Origin of the sequence: Gelria sp. Kuro-4 (assembly GCF_019668485.1) — a bacterium.
In the GTDB taxonomy this organism is placed as follows: Bacteria; Bacillota; DTU030; order DUMP01; family DUMP01; genus DUMP01.
The window spans coordinates 469,779-490,000 of sequence record NZ_AP024619.1 but is presented as its reverse complement, the minus strand read 5'-3'; the positions used below and the strand labels follow the sequence as shown (position 1 = coordinate 490,000).

At 64.4% G+C, this 20,222-nt stretch carries 16 protein-coding genes and 2 rRNA genes (1 of these 18 only partly in view); 13 read left to right on the top strand and 5 right to left on the bottom strand.

Annotated elements, in window-relative coordinates; translation table 11 throughout:
• From K5554_RS02595 to K5554_RS02580, 4 genes are all read left to right on the top strand, one after another.
• Positions 1 to 1,285 (top strand): 23S ribosomal RNA (locus K5554_RS02595) (it extends 1,681 nt beyond the left edge of the window).
• A gap of 260 nt (positions 1,286 to 1,545) precedes the next feature.
• Positions 1,546 to 1,659, top strand: a 5S ribosomal RNA gene (gene rrf, locus K5554_RS02590).
• Positions 1,660 to 1,987: 328 nt separating this feature from the next.
• Positions 1,988 to 3,304 (top strand): branched-chain amino acid transport system II carrier protein, encoded by a 1,317-nt coding sequence (gene brnQ / locus K5554_RS02585; RefSeq protein ID WP_221039596.1) that lies wholly within the window; start codon positions 1,988 to 1,990, stop codon positions 3,302 to 3,304.
• A 155-nt stretch (positions 3,305 to 3,459) separates the two neighbouring features.
• A complete protein-coding gene (locus K5554_RS02580) occupies positions 3,460 to 4,869 on the top strand; it encodes a sigma-54-dependent Fis family transcriptional regulator (protein WP_221039595.1) in 1,410 nt (469 codons plus the stop codon).
• 20 nt (positions 4,870 to 4,889) lie between these two features.
• On the opposite strand, the gene K5554_RS02575 is transcribed toward K5554_RS02580, so the two are convergent.
• Genes K5554_RS02575 through K5554_RS02565 form a run of 3 tightly spaced genes read right to left on the bottom strand, consistent with a single transcriptional unit; the run spans position 4,890 to position 7,719 of the window.
• Positions 4,890 to 6,449: an acyl CoA:acetate/3-ketoacid CoA transferase gene (locus K5554_RS02575; RefSeq protein ID WP_221039594.1), complete on the bottom strand. Its 1,560-nt coding sequence runs from the start codon at positions 6,447 to 6,449 to the stop codon at positions 4,890 to 4,892.
• A gap of 23 nt (positions 6,450 to 6,472) precedes the next feature.
• Positions 6,473 to 7,249: an enoyl-CoA hydratase-related protein gene (locus K5554_RS02570; RefSeq protein ID WP_221039593.1), complete on the bottom strand. Its 777-nt coding sequence runs from the start codon at positions 7,247 to 7,249 to the stop codon at positions 6,473 to 6,475.
• Positions 7,250 to 7,293: 44 nt separating this feature from the next.
• The gene (locus tag K5554_RS02565) at positions 7,294 to 7,719 is read right to left on the bottom strand and encodes a MaoC family dehydratase (RefSeq protein ID WP_221039592.1); all 426 of its coding nucleotides are present in this window, start codon (positions 7,717 to 7,719) and stop codon (positions 7,294 to 7,296) included.
• Between the two features lie 197 nt (positions 7,720 to 7,916).
• Between K5554_RS02565 and K5554_RS02560 the strand changes: the two genes are divergently transcribed.
• Positions 7,917 to 8,285, top strand: a complete 369-nt coding sequence (locus K5554_RS02560) for an aldehyde ferredoxin oxidoreductase N-terminal domain-containing protein (protein WP_221040495.1) — start codon at positions 7,917 to 7,919, stop codon at positions 8,283 to 8,285.
• 1 nt (position 8,286) lies between these two features.
• Here the strand turns inward: K5554_RS02560 and K5554_RS02555 are convergent, their stop codons facing one another.
• Positions 8,287 to 8,427, bottom strand: a complete 141-nt coding sequence (locus K5554_RS02555) for a hypothetical protein (RefSeq protein WP_221039591.1) — start codon at positions 8,425 to 8,427, stop codon at positions 8,287 to 8,289.
• A 299-nt stretch (positions 8,428 to 8,726) separates the two neighbouring features.
• On the opposite strand from K5554_RS02555, the gene K5554_RS02550 reads away from it, so the two are divergent.
• From K5554_RS02550 to K5554_RS02520, 7 genes are all read left to right on the top strand, one after another.
• Positions 8,727 to 9,455 carry an MBL fold metallo-hydrolase gene (locus K5554_RS02550; protein ID WP_221039590.1) on the top strand — a complete coding sequence of 243 codons (729 nt, stop codon included), beginning with the start codon at positions 8,727 to 8,729 and terminating at the stop codon, positions 9,453 to 9,455.
• A 12-nt stretch (positions 9,456 to 9,467) separates the two neighbouring features.
• Positions 9,468 to 9,743, top strand: coding sequence for a hypothetical protein (locus K5554_RS02545; protein ID WP_221039589.1), 276 nt, complete (start codon positions 9,468 to 9,470; stop codon positions 9,741 to 9,743).
• Positions 9,744 to 9,998: 255 nt separating this feature from the next.
• Positions 9,999 to 10,781, top strand: a complete 783-nt coding sequence (locus K5554_RS02540) for a metallophosphoesterase (RefSeq protein WP_221039588.1) — start codon at positions 9,999 to 10,001, stop codon at positions 10,779 to 10,781.
• Positions 10,782 to 10,909: 128 nt separating this feature from the next.
• Entirely contained in the window at positions 10,910 to 11,653 is a 744-nt protein-coding gene (locus tag K5554_RS02535; protein WP_221039587.1) for an ABC transporter ATP-binding protein, read from the top strand.
• Positions 11,631 to 12,587, top strand: coding sequence for a SufD family Fe-S cluster assembly protein (locus K5554_RS02530; RefSeq protein WP_221039586.1), 957 nt, complete (start codon positions 11,631 to 11,633; stop codon positions 12,585 to 12,587). Before K5554_RS02535 ends, K5554_RS02530 begins: the two co-directional genes overlap by 23 nt.
• A gap of 130 nt (positions 12,588 to 12,717) precedes the next feature.
• Complete coding sequence (locus tag K5554_RS02525; protein WP_221039585.1) at positions 12,718 to 13,722, top strand: tetratricopeptide repeat protein; 1,005 nt, start codon at positions 12,718 to 12,720, stop codon at positions 13,720 to 13,722.
• Entirely contained in the window at positions 13,719 to 18,596 is a 4,878-nt protein-coding gene (locus K5554_RS02520) for a DUF6079 family protein (RefSeq protein ID WP_221039584.1), read from the top strand. The genes K5554_RS02525 and K5554_RS02520 overlap by 4 nt, the downstream gene beginning before the upstream one ends.
• A 1-nt stretch (position 18,597) precedes the next feature.
• Here the strand turns inward: K5554_RS02520 and K5554_RS02515 are convergent, their stop codons facing one another.
• Entirely contained in the window at positions 18,598 to 18,864 is a 267-nt protein-coding gene (locus tag K5554_RS02515; protein WP_221039583.1) for a MoaD/ThiS family protein, read from the bottom strand.
• Positions 18,865 to 19,105: 241 nt separating this feature from the next.
• On the opposite strand from K5554_RS02515, the gene K5554_RS02510 reads away from it, so the two are divergent.
• Positions 19,106 to 20,173 carry a redox-regulated ATPase YchF gene (locus K5554_RS02510; protein WP_221039582.1) on the top strand — a complete coding sequence of 356 codons (1,068 nt, stop codon included), beginning with the start codon at positions 19,106 to 19,108 and terminating at the stop codon, positions 20,171 to 20,173.
• The last annotated feature ends 49 nt before the right edge of the window (positions 20,174 to 20,222 follow it).

The window sequence follows — 20,222 nt, the reverse complement described above, 5'->3', positions numbered from 1 at the left end:
CCGCAAACCGACACAGGTAGGCGGGGAGAGAATCCCGAGGCGCGCGAGAGAACCCTCGTTAAGGAACTCGGCAAAATGGCCCCGTAACTTCGGGAGAAGGGGCGCCGGCCTGGGAGTAGGGCGAACGCCCGAAGCCCGGGCGGGCCGCAGTGAAAAGGCCCAAGCGACTGTTTACCAAAAACACAGGTCCCTGCCAAGTGGAAACACCACGTATAGGGGCTGACGCCTGCCCGGTGCTGGAAGGTTAAGGGGAAGGGTGAGAGCCTTGAACCGAAGCCCCAGTAAACGGCGGCCGTAACTATAACGGTCCTAAGGTAGCGAAATTCCTTGTCGGGTAAGTTCCGACCCGCACGAAAGGCGTAACGACTTGGGCGCTGTCTCAACGAGGGACTCGGTGAAATTGCAATACCTGTGAAGATGCAGGTTACCCGCGACTGGACAGAAAGACCCCGTGGAGCTTTACTGTAACCTGACATTGGATTTTGGTGTGGCCTGTACAGGATAGGTGGGAGGCAGAGAAGCCGAGCCGCCAGGCCCGGTGGAGCCGACCTTGGGATACCACCCTGGCGACACTGAAGTTCTAACCTCAAGCCGTGAACCGGCTGAGGGACCGTGTCAGGCGGGCAGTTTGACTGGGGCGGTCGCCTCCCAAAGGGTAACGGAGGCGCCCAAAGGTTCCCTCAGCGCGGTTGGGAATCGCGCCGAAGAGTGTAAAGGCAGAAGGGAGCTTAACTGCGAGACAGACACGTCGAGCAGGGACGAAAGTCGGGCTTAGTGATCCGGTGGTTCCGAGTGGAAGGGCCATCGCTCAACGGATAAAAGCTACCCCGGGGATAACAGGCTTATCTCCCCCAAGAGTTCACATCGACGGGGAGGTTTGGCACCTCGATGTCGGCTCATCGCATCCTGGGGCTGAAGTAGGTCCCAAGGGTTGGGCTGTTCGCCCATTAAAGCGGTACGTGAGCTGGGTTCAGAACGTCGTGAGACAGTTCGGTCCCTATCCATCGCGGGCGCAGGAAACTTGCGGGGAGCCGTCCCTAGTACGAGAGGACCGGGATGGACGGACCGCTGGTGTACCAGTTGTCGTGCCAACGGCAACGCTGGGTGGCCAAGTCCGGACGGGATAAACGCTGAAAGCATCTAAGTGTGAAGCCCACCCCAAGATGAGGTTTCCCATGGCACAGGCCAGTAAGACCCCTTGCAGATGACGAGGTAGATAGGCCAGGTGTGTAAGGAGGGTAACCTCCTCAGCTGACTGGTACTAATAGGTCGAGGGCTTGACCTAATTCGCTCGCTCTTTTGTTTTGAAGGCGCAGGCAGCCTTCAAGGCAATGGTACCTTGCGTAAAACATGTGACCCTGGGTTGCCCTGCGGGACAGGTCGCGCCGAAGAGCGTGTCTGCAGGGAGCGCAACACGCAGGACGGGGTAGGAAGCGATTAAGGTATCTGTTTCAGGGATGAAGCGACCTGTCGCCTTACCTTAGAAGCAATGTGCCGACATGGTAGGAAGCTGGGTAAGGGGCAGGGACATGGGCGACTAATATTTCCGGTGACTTGAGCGGAGGGGCCACACCCGTTCCCATCCCGAACACGGAAGTTAAGCCCTCCAGCGCCGATGGTACTTGGGCCTCGCCCTGGGAGAGTAGGCCGTTGCCGGAAAATATTTGCCAAGGCCGCACTTCGTATGCCGAGGTGCGGCCTTGCTGTGTCTTGCACCTGTTTTCGTGAAAGGGGCCGGGCAGGAGAGGTCCCGGAGCAGAAAAGCCAAGAAGCCGAAAGGGATTATTACCGCAGCGGTATACTGCGAGAAAGTTGGCGGGCTTCTGCAGTATACTGCAAACAAGCCGCTACATCATTGCAAGTGGTTGCAAGACAGTACGGGCGATTCTGCAGCAATAAGCACTGCAAATAACGGCGGCATTATTCTTGCATGGAGATAACAGTGCTTACATTATATACATTCAAGTCACTACGGGAGGCAAAAGAAGTGCGAAAGCTGCAGCAAGATCACCTGGTAGTGGGGTTTGCCCTCTTTGCGATGTTCTTCGGCGCCGGCAATCTTATCTTTCCTCCTTATCTGGGACTCTTGACCGGGAGCCGCAGCGTGCCGGCGCTGATCGGGTTCCTCATTTCCGGCATTGGCCTGCCGCTGCTCGGGGTCATGGCCTGCGGGCAGATCGGTGGGACCTTCATTCACATGAGTGCGCGGGTGGGGAAAGGGTTTTCGCTAGCGGCCACATCCGCACTCATCTTGGCCATCGGCCCGGCGCTGGCTATCCCGCGCACAGCCGCCACCACGTACGAACTGGCGGTGCAGCCGCTCCTTCCTTCGGTGCCGCCTTTGCTGTCGGCAGGGTTCTTTTTCTTGGTGACTGCCCTCTTCGTACTGAAGCCCAGCAACATCGTGGACAATGTCGGCCGTATACTGACGCCAGGCCTGCTCTTCGTGCTGGCCGTGATCATTATGCGCGGGCTTCTGGTGCCCATTGGGCCGGTGGTGGACACCGGTTTCGCCCAGCCCTTCGCTTATGCGCTGCGGGAAGGTTATCAGACCATGGACGCCATGGCTGCGGTGATCTTTGCTGGGATTATACTCTCAGCCGCCAGGGACAGGGGTTATACCGGAGGAGAAGTAAAACGTCTGGTGCTGGGTGCAGGCCTTGTGGCGGCTACCGGCCTCGCCTTCGTGTACGGCGGGCTCATCTATCTGGGAAGCCAGGCGTCCACGTTTTTTCGTGCCGATGTACCGCGCACGGCCCTGTTCCTGGCCATCGCCCGACGGGAGCTCGGTGCAGTGGGCGGGGTAGTCTTGGCGTTGGCGGTAGCTCTAGCCTGTTTGACGACGGCTATCGGCCTGATGTCGGCGGGGGCGAGTTTCTTTTCAAAGTATATCTTTAGGGAGCGCGTCTCTTACAGGAGTCTGGTCATCGCGATGAGCCTCGTAAGCGCCCTAATTGCTTCCTCCGGGGTCAAAGAAATCGTGGCCCTGGCGGTACCCGTCCTGACCGTTCTTTATCCGGTGGTAATCACCCTCATTGCCCTTACGCTGATGGGTGACTGGGCCGGTGAGGTTGCCAGTTGGCGGTCGGCTACCTATACTGCGTTGGTGGTGAGCACTTTGGAGACGCTGGGCAGCCTTACACGGTCGCCCCTTCTTCAAACCCTTCTGGGCTTCTTACCATTTGCGGCCTCGGGTTTTGCTTGGGTTCTGCCTACGGTGGCAGCTTTCTTGGTCGGACAAGCCTACGGTTGGTTGCAACGCAAAGAATTGGCGTCAGACACGGCGGAATCCAGACTGCGTTAATACAGAGGCTGTTGGGCTCCAGAGGGAAGGCCCGAGTGCCCACCCCCCTCCGCTGGTGTCGCCTGCCGCCTCCGCGCAGTGGTTGCAAAACCTCCTGTACATTGTTATGCTTGTAACGGGAAGAAAGCCGGCGCAAGAAGGGGGAGAGGCAGGGCATGGCACGTGGTCCGAAGGACGAGGTTTTACCCCTGGTGCTTTGGGGGGAGGTGGCGGATCAGCTGCCCATCCCAATTGTCCTTGTGGACGCGCAGGGCCGGGTAGTGGAGCTCAATAAAGCCTACGCTGAGTTTCTCGGGGTGGACACGGCGACGGCGGTGGGGCAGCCGGTGGAGCGAGTGATCAAGGGGTCGCGCCTGCCGCTGGTTTTGAGCACCGGGCAGCCGGAGATCGCTTCGCCGCACCAGTACGCGGAATCCACCGGCCTGGTCAACCGTATCCCCGTGTGGGAAGAGGGCAAGGTGGTCGGCTGTCTGGGAATGGTCCTTTTTAAGGACATCAAAGAGCTTTCCCGGCTGTTAAAGGAAAACCGCCTCTTGACCAGCAAACTGGCGGCCTGCCGGAGGGCTCTCAAGGACTGCCTGAGGCCCAAGTACGGACTGGCGGACATTATTGGAACGAGCCCGGCCGTTGCTGAACTCAAACGTGAAGTGGAGAAGTTGGGGCGCGTGCGCCTTACCGTGCTCATCACGGGGGAGACGGGGGTGGGAAAAGAGCTCTGGGCGCATGCCCTGCACCGGGCAGGCGAGGCGGCACGGGGCCGGGAAGAGCCTTTTGTTACCGTCAACTGCGCGGCCATACCGGAAAACCTCCTGGAAGCCGAGCTCTTCGGCTACGAAGAGGGCGCTTTCACGGGGGCCGTCCGCGGCGGGCGCCCGGGCAAGTTTCAGTTGGCGGACGGTGGTACGATTTTTCTTGATGAAATCGGGGACATGCCGTTCACCATGCAGGCCAAGCTCCTTCGCGTCATCGAAAACGCAGAAGTGGACGCCATCGGCAGTGAGAAGCCGGTTCCGGTGGACGTGCGCGTCATTGCCGCCACCAATCGCAGCTTACCGGAATTGGTCGCGGCCGGACGTTTCCGGGCGGATCTTTACTACCGGCTTAACGTCTATAACCTGTACATTCCGCCCCTGCGGCAGCATCCGGAGGACATTCCACTGCTTGCTAAGCATTTTCTCTCCCAGTTGTATCACCAGACGGGCATCTACCGTGAAGCAGACCAGGATTGCCTTCGGGCGCTGGGCCGCTACCGCTGGCCCGGTAACGTTCGTGAGCTGCGCTACACGTTGGAGCGGATGGCCATTAAGAGTGACCGGGAGGTACTAGAGGAACGGGATATTCCGCCCGATATCCGGGAGGAAGGCCGGGCCCTCTGCGGCGCACCCAACGATGCTTCCGACTTGAACGCCATCCTGGCCCGCGTAGAAGAGGAAACCATTCGGCGGGTGCTGCGGGAGACCAATTACAATAAACGCCGAGCAGCGCAGGTTCTGGGTATACCGCGTTCCCGCCTCTATCGCCGCCTGCAGGGTTATCAAAGCGGAAAAAAGGCCCGTACCATCTAAGGTGCGGGCCCCGGCCGTCTTCAGCGGCCGGTTTCCCTAAGCCCCATGGGAGCGTCCCTAAAGATGCGCTCATCCATGGTCCGCAGCTCTCGTGCGACCTGCGGACGGAAGTCCATCTGCTTGAGCACCTGCTCTTCCAGGTCGACGCCGGGCGCCACTTCCGTCAGCACTACGCCCTCTGAGGTAAGTTCAAACACAGCGCGTTCGGTGATGTAAAGCACCTTTTGGCCGTGCTGCCGGGCGTACTCGGCGCTGAAGGTTACCTGATCGACGCGCGGCACCAGCTTAGCGACCTTGCCTTCGCTTTGGATTACGAGCTTGCCGCCTTCGACACAGGTCTTGAGCCCGCCGGCCCGCAGTGTGCCGCAGAAGACCACCTTTTTGGCGTTCTGGCTGATATTGATAAACCCGCCGCACCCGGCCAAGCGTGGTCCAAAGCGGCTGACGTTGACGTTGCCGGCCGCATCCATCTGGGCCAGGCCCAAAAACGCCGTGTCCACCCCGCCGCCGTCGTAGAAGTCGAACTGGTAGGGCTGGTCCCAGATACAGGCCGGGTTGGTGGCGGCCCCAAAGCTGAGGCCGCCGGCGGGAATGCCGCCGATGGGTCCGGCCTCGACGGTGAGGGTCATGTAGTGGCTGACGCCCTCTTCCGCGGCTACGGCGGCGATCACTTCCGGGATGCCGATGCCCAGGTTCACCACGGTGTCCGGTGCCAGTTCGAACGCGGCGCGCCGGGCGATGACCTTGCGGTCGTTTAAGGCCGCCGGCTCCAGGGCGGCCAGCGGCACCCGCACTTCGCCGCTGTAGGCGGGATTATAGGCTTCGTCCCAGGTCTGGTGGTGGTTTTCAGGCTGCGCCACCACGACCGCATCCACCAGCACGCCCGGTACCTTCACCAAGCGTGGATCGAGGCTGCCGGCCTCCACCACGCGCTCGACCTGGGCGATGACCAGTCCGCCGGAAGCGTGCGCCGCCTGGGCGAGGGAAGTAATTTCTAGGGTCATCGCTTCTTTTTCGCAGCTTAAGTTGCCATCTTCGTCGGCGTAGGTGGCCTTAAGGAGCGCCACCTGGATGGGAAAGGCGTGGTAGAACAGCTTTTCCTCGCCGCCTAAGGTGATAAGTTCCACCAGGTCCTTCTTGGTCTCTGGATTGAGCTTGCCGCCTTCCAGCCGCGGGTCCACAAAGGTCTTGAGGCCCACGTGGGTGATGACGCCGGGGCGGTGGCCGGCGATTTCGCGGAAAAGCTGCGCCAGCACACCCTGCGGCAGGTTATAACCTTTGACCTTGCCGGCGGTGACGAGTTGGGCCAATTGAGGAGAGAGATTGAAGTGCCCGGCGATGAGGGTGTCCACCAGGCCTTCATGGCCGAAGTGGTTGAGCCCGCGACTCCGGCCGTCGCCCTGTCCGGCCGCATGCACCAGGGTCAGGCCGTGCGGCTCGCCGGTCTTGTTGAAGCGCTCCTCCAGAGCCAAGGCCAATTCTTCGGGGAACATGCTGCCGCAGAAACCCTCGATGGCGACCGTATCGCCGCTCTTGATCAACCCAACGGCCTCTGCCGCCGTAAGAAGCTTGAGAGCCATGTTGCTGCCTCCTCCAGTCACCGTCACACCCCGCGGAAGAGGGGTTTTTCTTTTTGCAGAAAGGCGCCCATGCCGATGTCTTGGTCTTCAGTGGTAAAGCAGGTGGTAAAGAGGGCCACTTCGTGCCGGCAACCCTGGGCCAGGGGCATCTCCAGCCCGGCCCGCAAAGCCTCCTTCGCCAGCCGTACGGCGATGGGACCGTTGGCAGCGATTTTCTCGGCCAGTGTCCGGGCTGCCGTGAGCAATTGCTCGGGCGGGACCACGGCGTTGACCAGCCCGATTTTAAGCGCCGTCTCGGCATCGATCATCTCACCGCTGTAAATGAGCTGGGCGGCCCAGCCGCTGCCAACTAAGCGGGCCAGGCGCTGGGTGCCGCCGAAACCGGGGATAATCCCGAGCTTCACCTCCGGCTGCCCAAAGCGCGCGGTGCTGGCGGCCAGGCGCAGGTCGCAGGCCAGGGCCAGCTCGCAGCCGCCTCCCAAGGCGTAACCGTTCACAGCGGCGATGACAGGGTAGGGCAGCGCGGCGACGGCGTCCATCACCCGGTGTCCCAACTGGGCGAAGGCGCGGGCTTCAGCCGGGGACATCTCTTTCATGGCGGCGATGTCCGCCCCGGCCACAAAGGCCTTATTGCCGGCGCCGGTGATGACGACGGCCTTGACATCAGTCGCCTGCTTCGTCTCCTCCACCGCCGCCGCCAGTTCCGTCAGGACGGCCGGGCTGAGGGCATTGAGCACCTGGGGCCGGTCGATGGTGAGGAGGGCACAGCCTGCACTTTTTTCCATCTGCACGTAAGCCATAAAAACATACCTCCTTAGCTCGATAGGGGCGGGCGAACCCTGCTCTAATCCTCCGGATCCATCTTCTTTATCAGCGCTTCACCCTTGACCACCACTTCACCCCGCTGGTTGGTGGCGACGGTGCTCAGGGTGATCAGCTTCTTATCGTCGCGCTTGGCGGTGACCTCCACCGTGGCCGTAACCGTGTCGCCGAGCTTCACCGGCGCCGTGAAGGAAAGGTCCTGCTTGAGGTAAATGGAGTTGGGGCCGGGAAGCTGGGTGCCCAAGGCGGCTGAGATGAAGCCGGCCGTGAGGATGCCGTGGGCGATGCGCTCCTTGAAGAAGCTCTTTTTGGCGTACTCGGCGTTGATGTGGACCGGGTTGAAGTCGCCGGTGATGCCGGCGAACGCCACTACGTCGGCTTCGGTTACCGTTTTGGTGAAGCTCGCCTTTTCACCGACCTTGATGTCTTCGTAACGACGGTTGACCATGTGAGAACGCCCCCTAAACGTATTTGAGGCCGGGCCTCGCCCTATCTCTTAGCACGGAGCGTGCCAGGTAGGCCCGCCCCGGCAGGCGGAGCTCCAAGACCCGCGTCTCTTCCGCTCGGCGGCGTAAGGGGTGGCGGCAACCGGAGTAAGACAGAGTCCTTTTTGTCCTAAGGCCGGACATTGTCCCGCTGTGAGACATAAAGAAAAAGATCCCTGGGGAGGTACACGGGGAAAGTAAGGGCCGCAGGACTCTTCCCCGCCGCACGGACAACATAATACCGCGCGCGGCTCCTTCGGCAGCCACCGGGGGACCGGAGCTGAAGTTCGCCGGCTATGATTCCCTGATCGTTCAAGGCAGGACGAAAAAACCGGTGTATATCCTGATCCGCGACGACCGGGTGGAGATAAAGGACGCCAGTCACCTCTGGGGCAAGGATACTTACGAGACGCAAAAGATCATGCGCCAGGAGTTGGGCGACGAGCGCACCAAGACGCTGGCCATCGGGCTCCGGCAGTGCCGGTGCTCTGGGGCAAAAAGGAAGGGGGCCCTGACGGGCCCCCTTTGAGCTAGGCGCTCTTTTCGGCAGCAATTTCGTCCTCCAGGTCCATAATCCGGACGAGGAGCTTGAGGCGGCTATCTTTATCATTGGCCCACTCGTCGAGGAGCTGGTCGCGCTCCTTGACCAGGGCTTCTAGTCTCCGCTTCATTTTATCGACCTCCTTCCGAAACTTTAGGATACCCCTGCATTGTTCATATTATCATACAAAACCAGAAAAGAGTCAAGGGAACCCGGATTACAATTGCATTAATCCTGGGCTTTCGACAGGGAGCGACAGGCCCGCGCTGTAAAACACCCTTAATATTCGCCGGGACAGGCTGGATTCGCGACGTCGGTGGGCAGTAAGAGCAAAATTTTTGTGAAAAAGATAACGAGGGGAGTATTGACAACCCTGCCGTTTATTACTAAACTGGAAGTAGTTATTAGTAGCGATGAGGAGGAGTTGCTATGACAGCAGACGACTTGGACCGAGCGGTGGAGATTGCCCCCGGCGTCTTCTGGGTGGGCTTCGACGATGAGGCCGCCGGCCTGCGCTGTAACCCGTACCTCATTTTAGACGGCGACGAGGCGGTCTTCATTGAACCGGGCTCCATCCCGCACTTTCCCATCGTCCTGCGCAAGGTGGTGAGCGTGGTGGACCCCCGGTGCATCAAGACCATCATCGTCTCCCACCAAGACCCGGATCTCTGCGCCGCCATCCCCCGTTTCGAGGAGATCATCGGGCCGGATCTTAAAATCGCCACCCATTCCCGGGCCGCCATCCTCATCCAGCACTATGGGCTCCGTTCGCCCTTTTACCACGTGGACCAGAACGGCTGGCGCCTCACGCTGAAGAGCGGCCGCGAGCTTAAATTCATCTTTGCGCCCTACCTGCACTTCCCCGGCATGTTCATGACCTACGACCCGATGAGCAAGGTTCTTTTTTCCGGCGACCTCTTCGGCGCCTTCTCCTTCGACTGGTCGCTCTACGCCGGCGAGTACTACGACGAGGCCATGAAGGCCTTCCATGAGAACTACATGCCGGCGCGCGAGATCCTGGCCCGGGCCATGAAGAAGCTGGACGGGCTGGAGATAAAGCTCATCGCGCCGCAGCACGGCTCTATCATCCGGGACAACCCGCGCCGCTACATCGAGATTTTGCGCAACCTGGATTGCGGCGACTACATGCTGGATTAGGAGGTGGCCCAGGTGGACGAATACAAGGACCTCATCGCCATGGTGGTGCGCCGGGAATTCGGCGTGCTGGGCCCGGAAAAAACCCTGGCGCTCCTGCCGGAGGCGGGGGTGAAGGCCGACGCCCACGGCCAGATCCTCGCGTACAGCGGCCCCGGTCGCCAGGTTTTAGACCGGCTGCTGCGCCTCTTCGGCGAAAGGTACGGCCTTTGGGCGGTGCTGGCCTGCAAGATCAGCGTGCTTAAGGAGGCCGCCCGGCGGCACCTCCCCCTGCCGGACGTACTGAGGTAGGGATGAGGGGACAAGGCCGCCCAGGAGGCGCGGCGCCCGCAACGGAGTACCGCGCACCCTGCGCACGAAGCGGAGGTTAAGTTTTGGTGCGGCAGCTTGCCCGTCCTTACGCCGCCGGCTAGAATTAAAGTACGTACCACCGGTCGGCTGAAAGGAAGGGCGAAGTCGCCAGGCGGCCCCGGCAGCCGGCAGCCGGACCGAGGGGCGGTACGGCGAGGAAGACGCGCCGAATACGAGGTAAGGGGGAGGGAAACCATGCGGGTTGCGGTACTGGCGGACATCCACGGCAACAGCCACGCCTTGGAGGCGGTCCTGGCGGATGTGGCGGGGCAAACGGTGGACCAGATCCTCTGCCTGGGGGACCTGGTGGGCTACGGTGCCTTTCCCAACGAAGTGATCATCACCATCCGGGAGCGGGGCATCCCGACCATCATGGGGAACTACGACGAGGGGGTGGGGTTTGACCTTCCCGCCTGCGGCTGCGATTTCCCGGATGAGCAGGCGCTCCTCGCCGGGGAGAAGTCGCTCGCCTGGACCCAGGAGCGGGTGACGGAGGAGAACAAGGCCTTTTTGCGCGGGCTTCCCCGCGAGCTCTGGTTGGACCTGGCGGGGGTAAAGACGCTGGCGGTGCACGGCAGCCCGCGCCGCAACAACGAGTACCTCTTCGCCACTACGCCGGAGGAGGTCTGGGCCGCCCTCTTCGCACCGGACCGGGCGGTGGAGTACCAGATGCACGCGGGGAACTGGGCGAGCGGCACGCGCAGAGCCACGGCTTTTCAGGCGGACCTGCTTCTTTGCGGCCATACCCACCAGCCTTACAGCCGCATCTTTGAGCGCCACCAGATAGTAAACGCCGGTAGCGTAGGCAAGCCCAAGCAGGGCGATCCCGCGGCCGTGTATGCCCTTTTGACCATCGGCGAGACGGTGGCGGTGGAGTTTAAGAAGGTCCCGTACGACGTCGAGGCTGCGGCCCGCGCCATCGAGGCGGCGGGCCTGCCGGCCGTTTTCGCCGCTGCCGTGCGCACCGGGCGCGGCTAGCAGGGCGCAGGGCTCCTTTCGAAGGAACATTCCAGGCTGTCCCCTAACCCTTGCACAGGGGCACCTTTTTGGTTATAATCACAAGTGAAATGGTAGGTTTACTAGGAAAACGAGGGAGGGGCAGGCCCTTGCTGACGCTGGAGAACATCAGCCTGAGCGTGGGCGAAAACGGACAGCGCAAAGACATCCTGTACGACATTAACCTGGAACTCGAACCGGGGCAGGTGTATGCCCTCACGGGCCCCAACGGCAGCGGCAAGACCACCCTGGCCCGGATCATCATGGGATTGGTGCGGCCTACCGCCGGGCGTGTCCTCTGGGAGGGGCGGGACATTACGGACGCCGGTATCACGGACCGGGCGCGGGCCGGCATCGCTTACGCCTTTCAGCAGCCGGTGCGGTTCAAGGGCCTGACGCTGAAAGACCTTCTTACCATAGCGGGTGCGGGTAAAGAGGCCGCGGGCTATCTGGCCCAGGTGGGGCTGTGCGCCGCCGACTACCTCGGGCGTGAGGCGGGCGGCGGCCTCTCCGGCGGGGAGGCCAAGCGCCTGGAGATCGCCCTCACTCTGGCCCGGCGGCCGCGGCTGGCCGTCTTCGACGAGCCGGAGGCCGGGGTGGACCTCTGGGCCCAAGAACGCCTCCTGAACCTGGTGGCGGACAGTGCCCGGCGCAGCGCGGGAGCAAGCTCCCTGGTGATCACGCACAGCGAGAAGTTCCTGCGACAGGCCGACGTGATACTCCTTTTGGAAAAAGGGCGGCTGGTGGAGCAGGGGGCGCCTGACGCGGTCTGGCCGCACCTGGCTAAGGACCTGGCCTGCCGCTGGCAGGCGGAGTGTGGAGGTGAGGCCGGTGCGGCTGACTGCTACCGATAAGGAGCTTCTGGCCACCATCGCCGAGCTGCACGGTGTGCCGAGCGGAGCCTACAACATCCGGCGCAACGGCGAGCTTGTAGGCCGGACGTCCACGGCCGAGATCCAAATCGAGAGCAAGAAGGATAGGCCGGGGATCAACATCTTCGTTGCCCCCGGCACCAAAGGAAAGTCCGTCCACATCCCCGTCCTTTTAACCGCTTCCGGACTCACGGACGTGGTGTACAACACCTTCGACATCGGCGCGGACGCCGACGTGCTCGTGGTGGCCGGCTGCGGGATCCACAACCCGGGCCAGGAAAAGAGCCGGCACGACGGCATCCACGAGTTTATCCTGCACCGCGGCGCGCGCATGCGCTACGTGGAACGCCACTACGGCGAGGGCCCGGGAACGGGGGAACGCATCCTCAACCCCAAGACCGTCGTTACCCTGGAGGCCGGGGCACAGGCGGAGCTGGAGCTGGTGCAGATCCGCGGGGTGGATGGCACCGTGCGGGAGACGGAGGCCGCCGTAGGCCCCCGCGCCCACCTGGTCATCCGCGAGAGCGTGCTCACGGACGGCCGCCAACATGCCGATTCCTCGATCGCGGTAGAGCTTACCGGCTGCGGCGGCAGCGCCGAGGTGCTGGCCCGCTCCGTGGCCCAGGGGAGCTCCCGCCAGGTGTTCCGCGCCCGCCTCACCGGCCGGGCCCGGGCGCGCGGGCACGTGGCCTGCGACTCGCTCATCATGGACCAGGCCGAGATTTCCTCCCTGCCGGAGCTCCACGCCGCCTCGCCGGAGGCGGAGCTCACCCACGAGGCGGCTATCGGGCGCATCGCCGGCGAGCAGCTCTTGAAGCTCATGACGCTGGGCCTCAGCGAGGAAGAAGCCGTCGAGACCATCCTGGCCGGTTTCCTCGGCGTAAACCAGGCGCTCTTGGCGGCCCACCGCAACTAGAAGCTGGTCGGCGCAACACCGGCGCTGCCCGCATCGCTGCGGGCGGCGCTTTTTTGCGCCCGCCGGCGGCAGGAATTACCCGCGCGGAGGAAGAATACTGGCCCAGAAGCTGTCAAAGGAGAACCGCGCCATGGCTGAAGATGCCTTTGCTGCCGTGGGTGAAGCCGTGCGCCAGGCCCAGGACCTGGCCCGGGCCGGGCGCGCGGCCGAGGCCTGCACGCTGCTCGCGGAGAAGCTGGCCCTCTACCCAGAAAACCCTTACCTTACGGTGACCCTGGCCCGGCTGTACCTCAAGACCCACCGCCTGGCCGAGGCGGCCGCGCTCCTGGACGAAGTGCTTACGGCTCACCCCGCCTATGGCCCGGCGCTTATGGCGCAGGCCGAAGCGAAAGAGCTCACGGGGGAGCTGGAGGAGGCGGAGCGGCTCTTCGCCCTCGCCTGGCAGATGCGGCCCACCCCGTACCTTCTGCGGCGCCGGGTGAACCTGCTCCTTAAGCTGGGCCGCCCGGAGGCGGCGCGGGAGCTCTGCCGCGCCGAGCTGGAAAAAGACAAAGGGAACGCGACGCTTTACGCCCTGCTCGGGCGGGCCGAGGAAATGGCCGGCAACCTGGAAGACGCGGCAGCGGCCTATCAGGAAGCTGTGCGGCTTGACCCGCAGAACGCCTTCAACCGCCGCCGCTACCTGGAGCTCAAGGCCCGCCTGGCCGGGGCCGATGCGCTGGCGGAGACCGGAAGGCTGCTCAAGGCGGTACACGGCCGCGCTGCGGCGGAGGTGCACGCCTGGCGCGCCCAGGAGCTAAAGCGCCACCAGCGGTTTGCGGAAGCGGCCGCCGAGTACGAAGCTGCCCATGCCCTGGCCCCGGAAAACAACTTTTACGCCGAGCAGCTTGGTTTTATCCTCCATCGCCTGGCCCGGTACGATGAGGCGCTGCCGCTCCTGAAGGCGGCCGCCGAGCGCCGGCCGGAGGACCAGGTGGTGCGCAGCACCCTGGTCAAGGCCTTTGCGGCCGCCGGGCGTGCTGCCGAAGGGGCGGCGTTTTTTACCGAGCTGGTGGAGCGCTACCCCCACTGCCGGGCCATCTGGGGCGCCGTCCGGCGTCTGGAAAAGGCCGCAGGAGGTGAGAACAAAAAGTGAGCACTCCCACCCTGGGCGAACTTATCGCCGTGCCGCCAGTGAAAACCGTCATCCAGCTGCGCGATGCCCGGGATGCCGAGCAGGCGCGCGAACTCGTGGCGAGCTTTGTTCTCACCGAAGACGCCGAGTTCGCCCTCAGCACCATCGCGCGCGACCTGGCGCAGGGGCGCGGGCGCGGCTACTTCCTGCAGGGTTCCTTCGGCACCGGGAAGTCGCATCTTTTAAGCCTCCTGGCGCTGCTGCTGCAGTCCCGGGCCAGCGTTCCCGGCCGGCTGGGGGAAATCGTCGCGCCGCTCGCCGGCCGCCGTTTCCTCACGGTGCCGGTGTCGCTGGTGGAGCACGGGAGCCGCGAGTACCTGGAAGACATCGTCCTTACGGCCATCGCTGCGGCCTTACGGGCGCCGGGAGAACAAACCCCGGTCACCGGGCTTCCTGCGGAAGGCGGCGCCGGGAGCCGAAAAGAGGTGTTCGCAGAGCTCAAGGAGGTAATGCGGGAGCAGAACCTGGCGGGCCTGGTACTTCTCATCGATGAGCTTTCCGAGTTCCTGCGCGCCAAACCCGACGGGCGTAGCTTCAACGAGGACATCCGCTTTCTTCAGTACCTGGGCGAGGCGGCCGCGGACCTGCCGGCCTGGATAGTGGCCAGCCTCCAGGAGCGCCTGGAGGAGACTGGCGCCGTCGCGCCGGAAGCCTTCGCCAAGATCAAAGACCGTTATCCGGTACGCCTGCGCCTCACCGGCCGGCACGTCAAGGAGCTCATCAGCCGCCGCCTCATCCGGCAGCAGCCGGGCGCCGCGCCCTACATTGCCTCCCTTTATCAGCGCCTTAAGGGCGCGCTGGGTGAACTCCCCTTCAGCCGGGAGGAGCTGGCCGCCCTCTACCCCGTTCACCCCCTGACCGTGCGCTTCCTGGAGGACTTAAAGCAGCTCTTCTCGCAGCACCGCGGCGTGGTGGACTTCATCCACTACCAGCTGGCCGGCGACCCCGCGCGCAAGATCCCGGGGCTGCTGGCCGGCCGGGCGGACCGGTTGCTTACCCCGGACCTCATCTTCGATCACTTCCGCACCCGCATCCGCGAGCTGCCGGAGACCAACCCCTACAGCGAGGTGGTGGTGCGGGCCTGGGAGGTGGACAGCCCCTTCGCCGATCCGGAGGAACGGGAACTGGCCGTACGGCTGGTCAAGATTCTCGCCCTCGCGGCCCTGTCACCGCTCCCGGCGCACCTTACACCGCGCCGGCTGCTGGAACTTACCCTCTACACCCTCACGGACCTCGACCCGGCCGTGAACCAGGAGTATGTAACGGGCCTCCTCGACCGCATGTACCGCGAAGGGCCCTACCTCGCCCGTTCCGAAGGGCCGGAGGCGGCGAATCCAGAGTACCGCATCGACCTCGAGGCCGACATCTCGCTCTTTGTCCGCCGGCGCCTGGCTTACATCCGCGACGGCCTCCTTTCGGAGGATCGCCGCGTCTTCACCCGCCTCGGCACCTGGGTGGATGAATCCTTCCTGCCGCTCAAAGGCTGGCTCGAGGAACTTACAACCACCCGCACGGTGAACTGGCAACACACCGCCCGCAGCGGGCGGGTGGTCCTGACGGCGCTGGACGAACTGAGCGCCGGGTGGATCCAAGAGCTGGCGGCCGAGCTCACGAAGAGCGAGCTGGATTTCGTCCTCGTCATCGGCGAGGCCTTTGCCGTCGCGCGGCAGGCAAAGCACCTGACGGAGGTGCTCCTTCCGGCGGTGGCGGAAACCGGCGTCCCGGGTTTTCTTTTCTGGCTGCCGGCGGAGCCGGCGGGCGCAGAGACCCTGCGGGAGGCCCTGGCCTACGACCTCCTGGCGGCCGAGTGCCGGGAGGGCGAGACGGCGAACGCCCAGCGGGCCTTGCCCTACCTGGAAGGCGTGCTCCCGGATTACCGGCTCAAGGTGGCCGAGATCTATCGGCAGGCGTACTTCAAGGGCCGCGTGTATGCCCTGCCGGAGGCAGAACCCCTCGCCCCGGAAGAGCTCGGCTACCTGCCGTTTCCCACCCTGCTGGAAAAACTTGCCGCTTCCGTGCTGGGCCGCCGCTACCCCCGCCACCCGGAGGTGGCGCCGGTCCTGGCCGCCCTGCCGCCCGGGCTGGTGCAGGCGCTCTGGGAAGAATTCCTCCTGCCTGGGGAATACAAGGGCGAAGGCCGGGCCGGGCGCCTGAGCGCGGCCATCGAGGGCACCCTCCTGCCCATGGGCCTGGTGAAAAAGCAGGGCCACGCCTTCTACCTTGCCATCGACCCGGGCCGCAGCGAGCTGGTACGCACGGTGCTCGCGGCGGTGGCCGAGGGGCCGCGGCCCCTGGAAGAGGTGTACACCCTCTTGCGGCACGGCCCGTTTGGGCTGGCGCGCGAATCCTTCCAACTCCTCATCCTGGCCCTCATCGCCAGCGGTAACCTGGAGGCCTGGCGGGAGGGGCGGCGCCTGGCGACGAGCCAGCTCACGCCTTACACCTTCAGCAAAATCGAGGCCCTGGGGCGCGGCCGGGTGCTGGCCCCGGAGCAGCAAAAAGAGCTCCTCAGCCTGGCTTTTCTGCCGGCGCGCCTGAAGCGCAGCAGCTTCACGGCGGCCCTCCAGCAAGAGGCCTGGGGGTTTCTCGGCCAGTGGAAGGGGGAGCTCCTGGGCAAGATTCAGGCCGTGCGGGCCCGCCTGGCGGAACTTCGGGACGCCCCGGCCCTGGCGGCGTTTTCCTTTGACCGCAGCGAAGGCGAGCTCAGCCGCCTAGAGGCCCTGGCCGGCGAGATCAAGACCTCCTACGGGAGCCGGGAAGGGTTGGAACGCTTTCTCGCCGCCTGCCGGAGCGAACCCTACCTGGAGCGTTACCTGGAGCGCCTTAACGAGCTGGCGGCCTTTCTGGACAAATACGCCGAGCGCTTTATCTTCATTCACCGCTACCTTACCGACCCTGCCCTGACCGCGTTGCCGGACGCTGATTTGGCCTGGCGGCGCGCCGCCCTCCTCACCATGCTCGCCGACGAGGCGGTGATTCTGGAACCCGAGTACCGCGAGCGGCTCGACACCGGTTTTAACAGCTTTCAAGAAGAGTACCGGCGCGCGTATGTCGCCGCGCACAACCGGGAGGTGGGGCCGGCCCGGTTTGAACCCTATGCCGCCCTCCGGGAGAGCCAGGCGTACCGGGCGCTCAGCGCCTTGGCGACGCTCGAGGCCGGCGCCGCCGCCAATGACAAGATCAAGGTGGACCGGGAACTTGCCCGGATTCTCAACCTGTCCTGCCCGCGCGGCGGCGGAGACCTGGTGGCCTTTCCTGTTTGCCGCTGCGGTTTTATCTTGGGACAAGAGGTGAGCCTGCCGCCGGTGAGCGAACTGGCTCAAACTATCGAGCAGGGCGTGCGCGAGTACGTCCAAGCTCTCCAGGCACCGCCGGTGAAGGCGGAGATCGAGGGCCTGGCTGCAGCGCTGGTGGAGGTGGGCCGGGGGAAAGAGGCGGCGCCCCTCAAGGAGCTTTTGGCGCTGGCGGCCGAAGACGCCGACCTGCCGGCGCGCCTCGGTGAACTCCTGAACCGGAATGCCCTGGCCCTCCTGAAGCAGGCGCTGGCGCGGCGGGCCCTGGTGGTGCGGCGCAACCTGGACGAGCTGTACGAGAACCTGGTGGGCCGGAGCTTTACGCCGGAACGTCTGGAGGCGATTTTCCAGGAATGGCTGCGCGGCCCCGGCGACCTGGCTGAGGGTTGCTACGTCCGCCTGGAGGGCGGCCGGGAAAAAGCGGCGCTGCCGCTGGCAGCGGAAGAGGAGCCCGCGGTCTTGCCCGGCGGCCACGAGGACCTGTCTGCGCTCCTTAAAGGCCTTCGAGCGGAGAAGGCGGCGGCAGCGGTGGTGGCCCAGGCGCGCCTCTGCCTCAACCGGCTCACGGCTGCTGCACCCGAGGAGCTGGAGGCGGCGCTTGAGGTTTTGGGCGCTGACCCGGGCCTTACCGCGGCGGTGGCGCCCCGCACCGGGGCGGAAGCGGCGCGGGCGGGTTGCCGCGCTGTGGCCAAGCTCATACGGGCGCTCGCGGCCCTCGCGGGCGGGCCGCCGCCGGCGGATTTCGCCGGGTGGGAGGAGCAGGCGCCGGAACTGGTGCGGCTGGAGCTTTATCTCGCCCAAGCCGAAGCCTATCTTAAGGCGGCAGGTCTTGATGCGGCCTTTCCGTTCGCCGCCTACGCTGAGCGCGCTGCCCAGGTCGGGCGCCTGTACGCGCAGTCCTTCCAAGCCTTTACGGCGGCCCACTGGCGGCCGGAGGCGCCTGTCCAGGGAAGGGCCGGCCGGCCGCTCACCCTGGATGGGCTCCTGGCGCGGCCGGAGTTTCAGCCGGCGGCACACCCGGCCGGGCTTTACCTGGTCTTTCTCGACGGCCTGCGCCTGGATCTAGGCGAGCTCCTTACGGCGGAGCTCCAGGCCCGGGGCGGCTGGCGCCTGGGCGCCCAGGGCGTGCTCTGGGCCTATCCGCCGCCGGTTACGGAGGTGCAGCTCGGCTTCCTGCGCGCCGCCGGCTTCAGCGGGCGGATAACGCTCGCGACCGAGGTGGCGCTTCCGGACCTGCCGTATTTAAGGAGCACCCGGGCGTGGCCGGCGCCCGAGCTCCTGCGCTTCAACTTCATCGATGAAAAGGTTCACTCTTCGCCGTCGCCCTATCTTACCTTCCTGGCCGAAATCGGTGTGGCGGCTGAGCGCGAGCTCTACCCCTTCCTCGCAGCGCTGCCGGAGCGAGCGGGCCTCGTCATCTTCGGCGATCACGGCTACCTGCAGGGTCACCAGGAGAAGGAACACGCCAGCGCTTACCTGCACGGCCAGGGCCTGCCGGCGGACACGCTGGTGCCCTGGTATTTTCTGGAACGCCGCTCTTAACCTAGCCGCCCGCGACCGGGGGAAAGAGCTTGACGGTGCCGCCGGCGGGGAGCACATCGCGCACGGAATAAACATGCCCGGCGCCGAGCGGGAGAAGCCGGCTGCGCAGGGCTTCATCGCCGGCTTCGCGCGGCAGTTCCCGCGCGAAATCCGGGTGCTCCCGGGCCAGGGCCTGAAGGAGTTCCCAGAGGGTAATGTCCTGAAGCGGGAGGGTGATCTCCCGCGCGCCCAGGAGGGCGTCAAAAGGGGGGTAGGCGATGACCTGCATGTTCAAAACCTCCTCAGCGTAAGAGTAAACAGCGCCGGCATGCGGCGGGTGCGGGACCGGCGTCCGCTAAACCGGCCCCTACGGGGAAAGGCGTGCAGGCGAGGCGGGGGCGCACTTCGTGGCGCCCGGCGTCTTACAGCGGTATTCGACGCGGCGGGGCGGCTTCCTCTTTCGCAGGGTCGGCAGGCGCAGCTCGCTGTGGTATAATTTAAGGGAAAAGTGAAGCAGTAGGAGGAACAGCATGAAAATCGGTCTCTTAGGGCTGCCGCTTTCCGGCAAGACCGCTTTCTTCAACCTGCTTACCGGTGCCGGAGCGGCTACTTCGGCCTTTGCCCGCGCACGGGAGAGTCACGTGGGGGTCGCGCGGGTGCCGGATGCCCGGGTTGACTTCTTAAGCCGGCTCTTTCAGCCCCGGAAAACCACCTACGCCCAGATAGAGGTGCTGGACATTCCGGGACTCACCCGGGATGGGGGTGCAGCTGCGCTGGCGGACCCGCTGCGCGACGCCGATGCGCTGGTGGTGGTGCTGCGGGGTTTCACCAACCCGGCGGTCGGCATCGGCGAAGAACCGGCGGCGCTCCGAGACCTCAGCAAGCTCATGGCCGAACTCATCCTCACCGACCTGGCCGTGGTGGAAAAGCGCCTGGAGCGCCTGGCCAAAGGGAAAAAGGCGGGCGGTGTCCTCCCGGGCGAGGAAGAGGTGCTGCGCCGCGCCCAAGAGGCGCTGGAAGCGGAACAGCCCGTGGTGAGCCTGGGGCTTGCGCCGGAGGAACGTCTGCCGCTTAGAAACTACGGCCTGTTTACCGATAAGCCCTTTCTTATTGTGCTTAATACCGATGAAGAAGGCTTAAGGAGCGGGCAGGCGCCGGGCCAGGCGGAGCTTGCCGCGTATGCCGCCGAGCGTAACCTGCCGCTCCTCGTCGTCTGCGCCGAGCTGGAGGAGGAGATCGAGGAACTGCCGGCTGCCGAGCGCGCCGCCTTTTTGGCCGACCTAGGGGTGAGCGAGCCGGGGGTGGCGCGCCTGGCGCGCGCGGCCTATGCCCACCTGGACCTGATCTCTTACTTCACCGTAGGCAGCGATGAAGTGAAGGCCTGGACCATCCGCCGCGGTACCACGGCCAAGCAGGCCGCGGGGAAGATCCACTCCGACCTGGAGCGCGGCTTCATCCGTGCCGAGGTGGTGTCCTATGAAGACATGGAGCGGGAGAAGAGCTTTGCGCGCCTGAAGGAAAAGGGCCTGCTGCGCCTGGAAGGTAAGGACTACGTGGTCGCGGACGGGGATATTATGAACTTCCGCTTTAACGTTTGATGGCGTGCCTGGTGCTCCCCATATCCGGTGCTTAAGGCAGGGAACTGGT